This window comes from Massilia sp. YIM B02443 (genome assembly GCF_030411955.1).
Lineage (GTDB): Bacteria > Pseudomonadota > Gammaproteobacteria > Burkholderiales > Burkholderiaceae_D > Telluria.
Genome location: NZ_JASNRA010000001.1, coordinates 408,298 through 421,590 on the forward strand (window position 1 = coordinate 408,298; position 13,293 = coordinate 421,590).

13 protein-coding genes are annotated in these 13,293 nt (G+C 65.3%); 7 read left to right on the forward strand and 6 right to left on the reverse strand.

The features are described from left to right. The first annotated feature begins 42 nt into the window (after positions 1-42). From flgG to QPK27_RS01790, 7 genes are all read left to right on the forward strand, one after another. Positions 43-825: a flagellar basal-body rod protein FlgG gene (gene flgG / locus QPK27_RS01760; RefSeq protein WP_290416472.1), complete on the forward strand. Its 783-nt coding sequence runs from the start codon at positions 43-45 to the stop codon at positions 823-825. Between the two features lie 32 nt (positions 826-857). Next, the gene (locus QPK27_RS01765; RefSeq protein WP_290416473.1) at positions 858-1,505 is read left to right on the forward strand and encodes a flagellar basal body L-ring protein FlgH; all 648 of its coding nucleotides are present in this window, start codon (positions 858-860) and stop codon (positions 1,503-1,505) included. A gap of 18 nt (positions 1,506-1,523) precedes the next feature. Continuing rightward, on the forward strand, positions 1,524-2,642 hold the full coding sequence (locus tag QPK27_RS01770) for a flagellar basal body P-ring protein FlgI (protein WP_290416474.1): 1,119 nt from the start codon (positions 1,524-1,526) through the stop codon (positions 2,640-2,642). 19 nt (positions 2,643-2,661) lie between these two features. After that, the gene (gene flgJ, locus QPK27_RS01775) at positions 2,662-3,624 is read left to right on the forward strand and encodes a flagellar assembly peptidoglycan hydrolase FlgJ (RefSeq protein WP_290416475.1); all 963 of its coding nucleotides are present in this window, start codon (positions 2,662-2,664) and stop codon (positions 3,622-3,624) included. 95 nt (positions 3,625-3,719) lie between these two features. Next, positions 3,720-5,699, forward strand: coding sequence for a flagellar hook-associated protein FlgK (flgK, locus tag QPK27_RS01780; RefSeq protein ID WP_290416476.1), 1,980 nt, complete (start codon positions 3,720-3,722; stop codon positions 5,697-5,699). A gap of 30 nt (positions 5,700-5,729) precedes the next feature. Then, positions 5,730-6,941 carry a flagellar hook-associated protein FlgL gene (gene flgL, locus QPK27_RS01785; protein WP_290416477.1) on the forward strand — a complete coding sequence of 404 codons (1,212 nt, stop codon included), beginning with the start codon at positions 5,730-5,732 and terminating at the stop codon, positions 6,939-6,941. 168 nt (positions 6,942-7,109) lie between these two features. Next, positions 7,110-7,802 (forward strand): hypothetical protein, encoded by a 693-nt coding sequence (locus QPK27_RS01790; RefSeq protein ID WP_290416478.1) that lies wholly within the window; start codon positions 7,110-7,112, stop codon positions 7,800-7,802. A gap of 30 nt (positions 7,803-7,832) precedes the next feature. Here QPK27_RS01790 and QPK27_RS01795 read toward each other — a convergent pair whose 3' ends face one another. The 6 genes from QPK27_RS01795 to fliN form a co-directional block, all read right to left on the reverse strand. Then, entirely contained in the window at positions 7,833-9,932 is a 2,100-nt protein-coding gene (locus tag QPK27_RS01795) for an AsmA family protein (protein WP_290416479.1), read from the reverse strand. Between the two features lie 163 nt (positions 9,933-10,095). Continuing rightward, positions 10,096-10,950, reverse strand: a complete 855-nt coding sequence (gene fliR / locus QPK27_RS01800; RefSeq protein ID WP_290416480.1) for a flagellar biosynthetic protein FliR — start codon at positions 10,948-10,950, stop codon at positions 10,096-10,098. 96 nt (positions 10,951-11,046) lie between these two features. Further along, positions 11,047-11,316, reverse strand: coding sequence for a flagellar biosynthesis protein FliQ (gene fliQ, locus QPK27_RS01805; RefSeq protein ID WP_005665867.1), 270 nt, complete (start codon positions 11,314-11,316; stop codon positions 11,047-11,049). Positions 11,317-11,324: 8 nt separating this feature from the next. Then, positions 11,325-12,065, reverse strand: a complete 741-nt coding sequence (gene fliP, locus QPK27_RS01810; protein WP_290416481.1) for a flagellar type III secretion system pore protein FliP — start codon at positions 12,063-12,065, stop codon at positions 11,325-11,327. After that, positions 12,055-12,798 carry a flagellar biosynthetic protein FliO gene (gene fliO, locus QPK27_RS01815; protein ID WP_290416482.1) on the reverse strand — a complete coding sequence of 248 codons (744 nt, stop codon included), beginning with the start codon at positions 12,796-12,798 and terminating at the stop codon, positions 12,055-12,057. The genes fliP and fliO overlap by 11 nt, the downstream gene beginning before the upstream one ends. Then, positions 12,795-13,238: a flagellar motor switch protein FliN gene (gene fliN, locus QPK27_RS01820; RefSeq protein WP_290416483.1), complete on the reverse strand. Its 444-nt coding sequence runs from the start codon at positions 13,236-13,238 to the stop codon at positions 12,795-12,797. Before fliN ends, fliO begins: the two co-directional genes overlap by 4 nt. Positions 13,239-13,293: the final 55 nt, after the last annotated feature.

Here is a 13,293-nt window from a genome sequence, read left to right on the forward strand (position 1 = left end):
TGCGTGGCGGGAATCTCCTGCCGCCAATAGGAGAATGCCACCATGATTCGTTCGCTGTACATCGCCAAGACCGGTCTCGAAGCCCAGCAGACCAACCTGGACGTCATTTCCAACAACCTCGCCAACGTCAGCACCAACGGCTTCAAGAAGTCGCGTGCCGTGTTCGAGGACCTGCTGTACCAGAACGTGCGCCAGCCCGGCGCCCAGTCGTCGCAGCAATCCAACCTGCCTTCCGGCCTGCAGATCGGTACCGGTGTGCGCACCGTCGCCACCGAGCGCATCCACACCCAGGGTAATCCCCAGCAGACCGGCAACGACAAGGACGTCATGGTCAACGGCCCCGGCTACTTCCCGGTGCTGCTGCCGGACGGCACCCAGGCCTATACCCGCGACGGTTCGTTCCAGAAAGACCAGAACGGCCAGCTGGTGACCTCCAGCGGCTTCGTGGTCCAGCCCGCCATCACCATCCCGAACAATGCCGAGTCGATCTCGGTCGGCCGCGACGGCACCGTGTCGGTCAAGATCGCCGGCGAAACCCAGCTGACCCAGGTCGGCGCGCTGCAGCTGGCCACCTTCATCAACCCGGCCGGCCTCGAATCGCGCGGCGAGAACCTGTACGTCGAGACCACCGCCTCGGGCAACGCCAACCTGAACGTGCCGGGCACCAACGGCGCCGGCGTGGTGCTGCAGGGCTATGTCGAAGCGTCGAACGTGAACGTGGTCGAAGAGATGGTCAACATGATCCAGACCCAGCGCGCCTACGAGATCAACAGCAAGGCGATCACCACCTCCGACCAGATGCTGCAAAAGCTGGCGCAGTTGTAATTCTGACTTTCATCATTCCTTTTCTGGCTACCATGAAACTCCTGACTTCGTTCGCTGCGCTGCTGGTCCTGACCGGTTGCGCCACCGCTCCCAGCACCATCGTGCAGGGCCCGACCAGCGCCCGTCCGATGCTGGTGGAAACCGCGCCGGGCAGCGACGGCGCCATCTACAACGCCAGCAGCTACCGTCCGATGTTCGAAGACCGCCGCGCGCGTCACATCGGCGACCTGTTGACCATCAACATCAGCGAACGCACCACCGCCAACAAGAACGGCGCCAGCTCGGGCAACAAGACCGGCAGCGCCGAGTTCAAGGCGCCTGGCCTGCTGGCCGGCAAGATCGGCGCGAATGTCGGCCTGGAGTCGGGCACCAAGTACGCCGACGGCGACACCCAGAGCGCATCGAACAACTTCACCGGCACGCTGGGCGTGACCGTGACCGAAGTGCTGCCCAACGGTAACCTGATCGTGGCCGGCGAAAAGCAGGTGGCGATGAACAAGGGTACCGAGTTCATCCGCTTCTCGGGCATGGTCAGCCCCGACACCATCCAGCCGGGCAATATCGTGTCGTCGACGGTGGTGGCCGACGCCCGCGTCGAGTACCGCACCAACAGCCGTCTCGACCGCGCCGAAGTGACGTCGATGCTGTCGCGTTTCTTCCTGTCGATGCTGCCGTTCTAAGTCAAGGATTCAATCGTCATGCGCAAGTTCCCATCCCTGCTGCTGTTGTGCGCTGCCCTGGCCGGCGCCGGTATCGCCCCGGTCGCTCACGCCGAGCGCCTGAAAGACCTCGCCAATATCGGCGGCGTGCGCCAGAACCAGCTGACCGGCTACGGCATCGTGGTCGGCCTCGACGGCACCGGCGACCAGACCAGCCAGACCCCGTTCACCGTGCAGTCGATCAAGGCCATGCTGCAGCAGAAGGGCGTCAACCTGCCGGCCGGCACCCAGCTGCAGATGAAGAACGTGGCGGCGGTGATGGTCACTGCTTCGCTGCCGGCCTTCGCCCAGCCGGGCCAGACGCTGGACATCACCGTATCGTCGATCGGCAACGCGAAAAGCCTGCGTGGCGGCACCCTCCTGATGGCGCCGCTGCACGGCGCCGACGGCCAGGTGTACGCGATGGCCCAGGGCAGCCTGGTGGTGGGCGGAGTCGGCGCGCAAGCCCCGGGCGGCGGCGCGCAGGTGCAGGTGAATCACCTGTCGGTGGGCCGCATCTCGGACGGCGCCACGGTCGAGCGCGCCGTGCAGTCGAACCTGGGCGCCGACAACCAGATCCGCCTGGAACTCAAGGAAACCGACTTCGCCACCGCGGCGCGCGTGGTCGAAGCCGTGAATGACCAGTTCGGCCCGGGCGTGGCCACCGCCCTCGACGGCCGCGTGGTGCGCGTGCGCACCCCGTCGTCGAGCGACCAGCGCGTGGCTTTCATCGGCATGCTGGAACAGATCGACGTCAAGCCGACCATGGCTTCTGCGAAAGTGATCATGAATGCGCGCACCGGTTCGGTGGTGATGAACCGCGCCGTGATGCTGGAAGACTGCGCCATCTCGCACGGCAACCTGTCGGTGACCATCGGCGGCGACGCCAACGTCAGCCAGCCGAACCCGATGAGCCGTGGCGCGACGGTCGTGACCCCGAACAATTCGGTCGAGATCAAGAAAGACCCGGGCAAGGTGCTGGCCATCAAGGGCGGCGCTTCGCTGGCGGAAGTGGTGAAGGCGATGAATTCGATCGGCGCCACCCCGCAAGACCTGCTGGCCATCCTGCAGGCGCTGAAGGCCGCCGGCTCGCTGCGCGCCGAACTCGAGATCATCTAATCCAACGGACCCGACTCGCATGATCGCTTCGAACACCAACGACCTGTCGAACAAGTTTGCCCTCGACACCAACAGCCTGAGCGCCCTGAAGAAGGACGCCAAGGCCGGGACTCCGGCCGCGCTGAAAGAGACGGCGACCCAGTTCGAAGCGATGTTCATCAACATGATGATGAAGAGCATGCGCGACGCCACGCCTCAGGACGAGGACGGCTTCGGCAACAGCCAGCAGACCAAGACCTTCACCACCATGCTCGACCAGCAGACCAGCCAGAACCTGGCCAAGCGCGGCATGGGCCTGGCCGACGTGCTGGTGCGCCAGCTGAGCAGCCAGCAGATGGGCCAGCAGGCGCTGGCGATCGGCGCCGAAGGCAATGGCGCCGGTGGCGCGGCGGCTGCGGCTGATCCATTCGGCAATGCCGCCGCCATGCTCAAGAGTGCGGCCGCGGCCGGCGCTCAAACCCCGGTGTCGGCATCGGACCAGGTCGCCAAGCTGCCGGCCACCACCGAGAGCGGCCGCATCCAGGCGCCGCACGTGCGTGCGTTCCAGGAAAAGCTGCACAACCATGCGCTCGAAGCCGAGAAGACCACCGGCGTGCCGGCCAAGTTCATGCTGGGCCAGGCCGCGCTCGAGACCGGCTGGGGCAAGCGCATGATCAAGAACGCCGACGGCAGCAACAGCCACAACCTGTTCGGCATCAAGGCCGGCCCTGGCTGGAAAGGCAAGGTTGCCGAATCGGTCACCACCGAATACGTCAACGGCCGTCCGCAGACCCGCGTCGAGAAATTCCGCGCCTACGATTCGCCGGCCGAGTCGTTCAAGGATTACGCCAATATGCTGGCCCGCAACCCGCGCTACGAAAAAGTCATCAACAGCGGTGGCGACGCCGCCGCCTTTGCCCACGGCCTGCAGCGCGCCGGTTACGCGACCGACCCGAACTACGCCGCCAAGCTGACCCGGGTGATCAAGAATTCCCTGGCCTGAGCGGCCGAAACAAGGCAATTAGCGTGGTAGAAATACCACTATCAAGTTTTCTGAATCGCTGCCGTAGACGGTATTGTTAAAGAGAGAAAAAAGTCATGTCCAGTCTCCTCGCCATCGGTAAAACCGGCCTGTTCGCAGCGCAGGCAGCCTTGTCCACGACCGGTCACAACATCACCAACGCCAACGTGGCCGGCTTCAGCCGCCAGGGCGTGGTGCAGGCCACCAGCGTCGCGCTCGACACCGGCGTCGGCTTCCTCGGCACCGGCACCCAGATCGCCCAGATCAAGCGCTACAGCGACGACTTCCTGAACAACCAGGTGCGCACCGCCCAGGCCAGCACCAGCGGCCTGGAGTCGTACTACAGCCAGATCAAGCAGATCGACAACCTGCTGGCCGACACCACCTCGGGCCTGTCGCCGGCTATGCAAGACTTTTTCAGCGGCGTGCAGGACATGGCGGCCAACGGCGCCTCGGTGCCGTCGCGCCAGGCCATGCTGTCGTCCAGCGAAACCCTGGCCACGCGCTTCCAGGCGCTCGATGCGCGCCTGGGCGAGATCCGCAGCGGCGTCAACGCCCAGATCGAGACCAGCGTCACCGCGATCAACACCTACGCCACCCAGATCGCCAAGCTCAATGAGCAGATCGGCAACTTCGCCACCACCGCCCAGCGCGCGCCGAACGACCTGCTCGACCAGCGCGACCAGCTGGTGCTGGAACTGAACAAGTACGTGAAAGCCAGCGTCCGTCCGGGCGACAACAACAGCCTGACGGTCTCGATCGGCAGCGGCCAGCCGCTGGTGGTGGGCCAGGACGCGTTCCAGCTGGCGGCGGTACCGTCGCCGACCGACCTGAGCCGCGTGGAAGTCGGCTACCAGACCGGCAACAAGGTCACCATCCTGCCCGACGGCGCCCTCACCGGCGGCGAGCTGGGCGGCGTGCTCGAGTTCCGCACCGGCACCCTGGATACGGCCCAGAGCGCGCTCGGCAAGGTCGCGATCGGCCTGGCTTTCGAATTCAACCGCCAGCACGAGCTGGGCGTGGACCAGAATGGGCAGCCGGGCAAGAAATTCTTCGAGGAAGCGCAAGCGTTTGTAGGCAAGAGCATCAACAGCTCGCCGTTGAGCGAATCCTCGCTCAAGGCCAAGGTGGTCGATCCGTCCAAGCTGACCGACAACGACTTCGAGGTGCGCTACAAGGAAGGCACTTACAGTGTCATGCGTCTGTCCGACGGCAAGGAAATGGCTTCGGTCAAGCCGGATGCGGACGGCGTTGCCAGTGTCACGTATGGCGGGGTCGAGTTCAACTTCAAGGGGGCGCCACGCGACGGCGACAACTTCGTGGTGCGTCCGACCCTCAACGGCGCCGCCGACTTCAAGGTGCTGGCCAACGACGTGTCGCAGATCGCTGCCGGCGCCCCGATCGCCACCAGTGTGAATCTGAAGAACACCGGCACCGGCAAGATCAGCGAAGGCGTGGTCGACAAGAATTTCCTGGGCGCGGGAGCAACGACGTTGCCGGTCACGCTCATCTACAAGAAGGAAAACGGCAACGCCCTGATCACCGGCTTCCCGGATGGCGCCATCGTGACCGGTATCGACAGCACGGGTGAGCCGCTCAATGAGGGCGACCCGATCCCGCTCGACCGGGTCAAGTTCGTGGATGGCGCGACCTATTCCTTCGGCGGCGTGAGCGTGACCCTGACCGGCGCGCCCAACACCGGCGACGAATTCACCATCGCCGACAACAAGGGCGGCATCGGCGACACCCGCAACATCGCCGCGCTGGGCCAGCTGCAGACCAAGAACATCTTCAACAACGGCACCGCGACGCTGCAATCGTCGTACGCCCAGATGGTCAGCACGGTCGGCAACAAGACGCGCGAAGTGCAGGTCAATGCCGCCGCCGGCAACGCCTTGCTGCAGCAGTCGCAGAACGCGGCGCTGGACGTCTCGGGCGTCAACCTGGACGAAGAAGCCACCAACCTGATCAAGTACCAGCAGGCCTACCAGGCCGCCAGCAAGGTGATGCAGATCGCCGGCACCATCTTCGACAGCCTGCTGTCGATCGGCCGCTAAAAGCGGCGCCTGAAGGATACGGAGTAAATCATGCGCGTAAGCACCCTGAACCTGTACAACACCTCGTCCAGCCAGCTCAACAACCTGCAGAGCGCGCTGGCGCGCACCCAGATGCAGCTGTCGACCAACCGCCGCGTGCTGACCCCGGCCGACGATCCGGTGGCCTCGGCGCGCGCGTTGGAGGTGAGCCAGTCGCAGGGCAGGAACGAGCAGTTCGCCACCAACCGCAACAGCGCCAATTCGTCGCTGTCGGCGGTCGAGGGCGCGCTGCAGAACGCGGGCGAGCTGATGCAGGAATTCCAGCGCATCGTGGTCGACGCCGGCAACGGCACCATGCTGCCGAGCGACCGCGAAGCGCTGGCGGTGGAACTCGAGGGCCGGCTGCAAGACCTGTTCGCCGTGGCCAACACCTCGGACGGCAACGGCGGCTACCTGTTCTCGGGCTACAAGACCACCACCGTGCCATACACCAGCGCACCGGACGGCGCCACCTACCAGGGCGACCAGGGCGTGCGCCAGCTGCAGGTGAGCGACTCGCGCAAGATACCGCTGTCGGCTTCGGGCAGCGCCGTGTTCGACGCGATCCCGACCGGCAACGGCGTGTTCCAGACCAAGGCCTATGCCAAGAACACGGGCGCAGCCATCATCTCGACCGGCTCGGTGACCGACCGCAACGCACCGCTCAAGCCGTATGAACTGACCTTCAACGTCAGCGACGCCACGCCGCCGGTGACCACCTATACCGTCACCGACAAGACCACCGGCCTGGTCGGCCCGGCCCAGCCGTATGAAGCGGGCAAGGCGATCGCGATCGATGGCATGTCGTTCGACATCAAGGGCGAGCCGGCCAGCGGCGACAAGTTCAGCGTGGCGCCGAGTACCAAGGAATCGGTGTTCACCACCGTGACCAACCTGATCGCCGACCTGCGCAAACCGACCGATGGCTCGAGCGGCAAGGCGGCGCTGACCAACAGCCTGAACACGGCGCTGAACAATCTGCAGCAGGGCCACAGCAACGTGCTGACGGTGCAGGCCTCGGTCGGCGCCCACATGAAGGAACTCGACTACCTCGACAGCGCCGGCGACGACCTGGCGGTGCAGTATTCGGCCACCATGGACGACCTGCAGGGCCTGGACATGGTCAAGGCGATCTCGGACTTCTCGCAGCAGCAGATGACGCTGCAGGCGGCGCAGATGTCGTTCAAGACGATGTCGGGGCTGTCGCTGTTCAATTACCTGTAACAGCTCGACGTCCGCGGCAGATGGCTGCTGCCGATCTGCCAGCATGCAGGCTGCGAATTAGTCGTTTTCGCACAATTCGTTCTCTATTCAGCGCAAGGAAACCCCTGTTCTCACGGGCGGCGCAGACGCTTGTATCAGTATCGAATGGTACTGACCAAGGAGCCTGCCATGCACGATATCGCCAGACATTCGCGCGCCGCCTTACTTGTCCTCACGCTTGTCGTCGCGCTTCATATTGCCTTCGCCGTCATTATGGCGCCGGCCATCGCCCAAGCACCAGCCACCAACGCGCCAGCACCAGAAAGCATCGTCTTTACCACGGTTGTGTCATCGAGGCTAAATCCAGAAAGCGTGCTCGACGAAGTGAATGCGGCAATGTCACATCCGGTGATCGGACCTGTGATTGTCCTTGGTGCCGCCTACCTGGGAGTACCTCCGGATACGGTAGCGGCGCTCGGTGCAAGCGCCGCCGCCGCGGGCGCGGAGCGAACCTCTCAAGAGCAGCAGCAACCCCGGCGCGGCTATCACATTTACTCGATCAAGGCGCCGGAAGGATATGCCATGTGCGCGGTTCGCTTCGGTGCCATCTCGATCCATCCCCGCAAGAAGGAAAGACCCAAGGTGTGGGCAACGGCAAGCAGCAGCGGTCTGACGTTTCACGTCGACCATCAGACCCAGCAATGGTTAAGGGGACGCTCCACGGTCAAGACCTATATCGATGTTCTCACCGTGCGCAATGACGCCCGGGCGCGTTACGAAGCCAAATGCCTGCCAGATACTGAGCAATCAGTCTTGCCGCTGTGCAGAGGCGCCGATTGCGATGCTTACATGACGCGGCAGAATTGGCTGCATGGCGCCTGATGGGTGGTCGCCATGCAGCTGTAGAAGTGCTTATTGCGTTGCGGCCTTCGGATGCAGCTCGGCCTTGTTTCCGCTCTTGGTTGCGGCCGGTGCGGCTTTGTCGCTTGCCGGCGCGGCATCCCCCACCTTCGGCGCCGGCTTCATGCTCGGCTTCTTGGTCGCCGCGGCAATCTCGGCGCCGCAATTGGTATCCGGCGCGCGATCGACGTTAATCAAGGGAATCAAAGCTGCCACCGGCGTCACCGCCGCCAGCGCCAGTGCCGCGCCACCCTTCAGCGCCAGCGGACCCACGTGCGGGCCGACCTTGGGATCGGTGAAGCTGCCGCGCGCATACAGCGGGGTGCGCAGCGACAGCACGCGCGTGCCCTTGGTGCGCGGGCGCACGTCGACGTCCAGTTGCTCCTTGGCCAGGTCGACGTAGCCAGTGGCGTTCACCACCGCTTCTTCGCTGTCGAGCACGAAGCGGTCGATGTTGGCGCGGCCATTGCGCACCGTGGTCTGGGCCGCCACGCAGTGCAGCAGGGTCTGCTTGTCGCCGAAGATCTTCACGAACACGGCATTCGCCACGTTCAGGCCGGCCAGTTCCAGGATGAAGCGGCTGACCGTGCCTTCGGTCACCACGGCGTTCAGCTCGCCCTGCGAGGTGCCCAGCATGGCCGCCACCGAGTTGCCGCGTCCGGCCAGGGCGCCGTCGCCGTTGACTTCGCCGAAGCTGGCCTGCATCGACTGCAGTTTCGGGAACAGTTCGCGGATCTTCAGGCCGCGCGCCGCGATGCGGGCCGAGGCGTCCAGCGTCTTGTCGGTGCCGTCCAGACGGATGTTCGAGGTGATGCGTCCGCCCGCCATGCCGAACGAGAGCGGGGTCAGCGTCAGCACCTTGTCTTTCATGCGGATCGTGGTTTCGATGTCGCTCAGCGGGATGTCGTGGGTGCGCACGATGCGCTTGCCGCTGAACTTCACTTCGGCGTCGAGCGCGCCCCATTTTTCGGTGTTGAACTGGTCGACCGGCAGCGCCTTGCCTTCGGCCGGCGCTTTCACTTTGCCGGCGGCCTTGGTGCCGGCGCCGGTGTCGGCGCCCACGGTCGGACCCAGGTCGGCCAGGCGCAGCTGCTGCGAAGCGACGTTGCCGGTGAGCAGCGGACGGGTGGCGCGCTGGGCGTAGGTGAGGGTGCCGCCGATATCGCTGGCGCCGACCTTGCCCTTGAAATCCTTGTAGGTGAAGGACCAGAAGTCGCCGTTCTTCTTGCCCAGCAAATGGCCGCTGGTGGAGTAGGGCGGGGTTTCCGGCAGCAGCACGCCGGTCAGGGCATACAGGTCGGCCATGCTGGCGCCGCCCAGCTGCATCTGCAGCTCGAAGCCGGCGATCGAGCGCGGATCGCGGATCGTGCCCTGCAGGCCGATCTTGTTGTCGCCGATGTCGGCCTTGGCTTCGATCGGGAAGGTGGTGTGCTCGTCGGTCAGCGACAGCACCGCGCCGGCGCGGCCGCCGCCGCTGATTTTCGCCTTGTTGTAGGTGCCGTCCAGGGTGAAGGCCAGGCCGTAGGGCTGCACGCCGTCTGCAGGCGCTGCGTTATTGCCCTCGATCGATTTCGCTTCGGCGCGCAGATCCAGGCCGATCGGCTCGTCGACGTAGCGCACCCGGCCGCTGTTGAAGGCCAGGCGCTGGATGTCGACCTTCCATTCCGACGGTCCGTTATCCTTGAAGGTCCAGGAGTTGCGGCCATCCTTGCGCCGCTCGACGGCGATGTTCGGCGCCGCCAGCTGCAGGTCGGTCAGGACCGCATTCTTGCCCAGCAGCGGCAGGAGGTGGAAGGCCGCTTCCACGAGCTGTGCGCTGGCCATTTCCGGGCCGACCGTGCTCCAGCTTGGGTTGCTCATGTGGACATCGTTGGCGAACACACGCGGATGCGGTATCCAGCGGCGCCAGCCTTCCTGGCTGTACTGGTTGCGCCGGAACTTGACGTCCAGGTCGCCGCGGATGGCGAATTCGCGGCCGGTGCTTTCCGACACCTTGCGGTTGATGTAAGGCCGTAGCATGTTCCAGTCGAACAGCAGGAAGAACAGGATGACGATGGTGATGATGCCGAGCAGGACGGCGCCGACGATTTTGACGGGTTTCGATGTTTTCATGGTAGCTAGGCCATAGAGTGGCTTGGCGCAAACGAAGCGCGCCCCGAAACCTCAGGCTACCCCTGCAATGCGGTTTTGTTTGTTAGCTAAATAGCATTGGCGCGAAATTCCGCCGCTGTGCGTGCCATTGCCGGTGAGCGTGCCCGCGCGTGGCTGGCGAATGTTAGCCGGGGGCGGTGGTCACCGGCGCGTTGGCCGGCGGCGGGGTCACGGTGGACCCTGGCGCGCCCGGTTGCGGATTGGCCGCGCGCGGCAGCGAACGGCCGGCCTCGACACCCTGGTTGAACAGGTTGACGATCGGCGTGCTCAGGTAGGGCAAGGACAGGCTCAGGGTCAGGAAGCCCACGCCCAGCGTGATCGGAAAGCCGATGCCGAACAGGTTCAGCTGCGGCGCGGCGCGCGTCAGGATGCCGAGCGCGACGTTGGTGATGAGCAGGGCGGCCACGATCGGCAGTGACAGCTGCAGCCCGGCCGAGAAGATCCGTCCGCCCCAGCGCGCCAGTTCCAGCGGCGCGTTGCCCGAGAACGGGGTGCTGGTGATCGGCATGGTGATGAAGCTTTCCGCCAGCGCCTCGAGCAGCACCAGGTGGCCATTGACGGCGAGAAAAGCCATGGTCGCCACCAGCGCCATGAACTGGCTCACGGCCGACGAGCGGCCGCGCGTGGAGGGGTCGAAGAACATGGCGAAGCCCAGGCCCATGGTCTGGCTGGCCACCTCGCCGGCATATTCGATGGCGGCGAACACCAGGCGCATGGCGAAGCCCATCGCCAGGCCGATGATCATTTCCTTCACCAGGATCAGGAGGCCGGCCCACGAGGTCGGGTCGGCCGCCGGCGCCGCCGGCACCAGCGGCGCCATCACCAGCGCCAGCAGCACGCCGAGCGAGACCTTGACCGAGACCGGCACGCCGGCATTGCCGAACAGCGGCGCCGAGGCGATCAGCCCCAGGATCCGCGATAACGGCCACAGCAGCCCCGCAACCCAGGCGTTGAGCTCTGCCGCGGTGAGCGTCAGCATGCCGCCACGACCGGCACGCCGATGCTCACCGTAGGGTTGGCGGCTGTGCCGCCGACGCGCTCAATCACCGCTTGCACCGCCGCCCGCACCACCATCTCAGCCGATCAACCCCGGAATCCCGGTAAACACCTGCCGCATATAGTCCAGCATCACCGACAGCATCCACGGCCCCGCCACCACCAGCGCCACGAACACGCCGACCAGCTTCGGGATGAACGACAGCGTCGCTTCGTTGATCTGGGTCGCGGCCTGGAAGATGCTGATGATCAGGCCGATGATCAGGGCCACCAGCAGCAGCGGCGCCGAGATCATCAGGGTCACTTCCATGGCCGTGCGGCCCATCGTCATCACGCTTTCGGGGGTCATCGCGTCCTCTAGTAGAAACTCTGGGACAGCGAGCCCAGCAGCAGTTGCCAGCCGTCGACCAGCACGAACAGCATCAGCTTGAACGGCAGCGCGATCACGGCCGGCGACATCATCATCATACCCATCGACATCAGCACCGAGGCCACCACCATGTCGATGATCAAGAACGGGATGAAGATCGCGAAGCCGATCTGGAACGCCGTCTTCAGCTCGCTCGTGACGAAGGCCGGGATCAGGACCCGCAGCGGAATGTCTTCCGGGCCCTGCAGCGCTTCCGAGCGCGAGATCTTGACGAACAGCGCCAGGTCGGACTGGCGCGTCTGCTTGATCATGAATTCCTTGAGCGGCACCGCGCCGCGCGTCATGGCCTCGGGCATCTGGATCTCGTTCCTCTGCAGCGGCAGGTAGGCTTCGCTGTAGATGCGGTCAAAGGTCGGGCCCATCACGAAGAAGGTCAAAAACAGCGCCAGCCCGACCATCACCTGGTTCGGCGGCGCGGTCTGGGTGCCGAGCGCCTGGCGCAAGAGCGAGAGCACGATGATGATGCGGGTGAAGCCGGTCATCATCAGCAGCGCGGCGGGCAGGAAGGTGAGCGAGGTCAGCAGCAGCAGGGTCTGGATCGGCAGCGAATACGCGGTGCCGCCGCCGGGTGCGGTGCTGGTCTGGAAGGCCGGAATGCCGGGCTGGGCGATGGCGAGCAGTGGCAGCGCCACCAGGCCGGCGGCCAGCAGGATGTGTTTAGTTCGCATTGCGCTTGATACCAGGTCGGATGCCGCGGTTGTCGATCGTCTTCTTGAGCCAGTCCGCGAAGCTGGCGGCCGGCGCGCCGCCAGCGGCCGGAGCAATTTCCGCCTCGCCTTCCTGGCGCGGCATGGTGTGCAGGGCGTTCACGCGGCCCGGCGCGGCGCCGACCACGATCCACTGGTCGCCGACTTCGACCACCATGATGCGTTCGCGTCCGCCGATGTTCAGGGCGCCGACTACGCGCAGGTTGGCGCTGCTGCCCATGGCCTTGGGGCCGTAGCGTTTCATGAACCAGGCCAGGCCCGCCAGCAGGCCGAGCACCAGCAGCAGGGCGAAGATGGTCTGCAGCAGGCCGCCGGCGCCGGGACCGGTGGTGGCGGGCATGGTCACTTGCGGGCGCGCGGGTGCGGGCGCGGGCGTGACGGTGGGAGCTGGAGGAGTGGTAGTGGCCGGCGCGGCGGCGGTATCGGGCGATACGGTCGGGGCCGTTGCGGGGTTGTCGCCCGGTAGCGGAGCGATCGGCGCCTCGTTGGGTGCGGGCTGCGCGGTTTCAGATGCCGGCCGCGCCGAAGCGGGCGGGCGGCCGGTGGTGGTCTCGCCCGGGCGGCGCGGGTCGGCCGAGTCTTGCTGGGCGGCCGGCGCCGGCGCATGGGCCGGCAACTCGGCGGCGGTGTTTTGCGGTGCTGCCGACGCCATCAAGGGAAGGATCAGCAACGCCAGGGCGAGACGAGGAATCATTTATTCAATTTACGAATCCGTTCAGATGGCGTGATGATATCAGTGAGCCGGATCCCGAACTTGTCATTCACGACCACCACCTCGCCCTGGGCGATCAGGCAGCCGTTCACCAGCACGTCCATCGGCTCGCCGGCCAGGCCGTCCAGCTCGACCACCGAGCCCTGCGCCAGCTGCAGCAGGTTCTTGATGGCGATCTTGGTGCGGCCCAGTTCCACGGTCAGTTGCACCGGTATGTCGAGGATGAAGTCGATGTCGTTCGGCGTGTCGCTCTTGGCGCCCTTGTTCGAGAAATCCTTGAACACGGCGGCGGCCGCTGCCGGGGCGGTGGCCTGCTGGGTTTGCTGGCGCTCGAGCGCCGCCGCTTCGGCCGCGGCCTGCTCGGCAATCGCCGCGCCCCAATCGTCGTCGATGTGGTCCTGGTCGTCCTGGTTGTCAGCCATGCTGTTTCTCCTGTATTGCGTGGCCGGCGCGTGGCGCCTTGCCAATATGGATAAT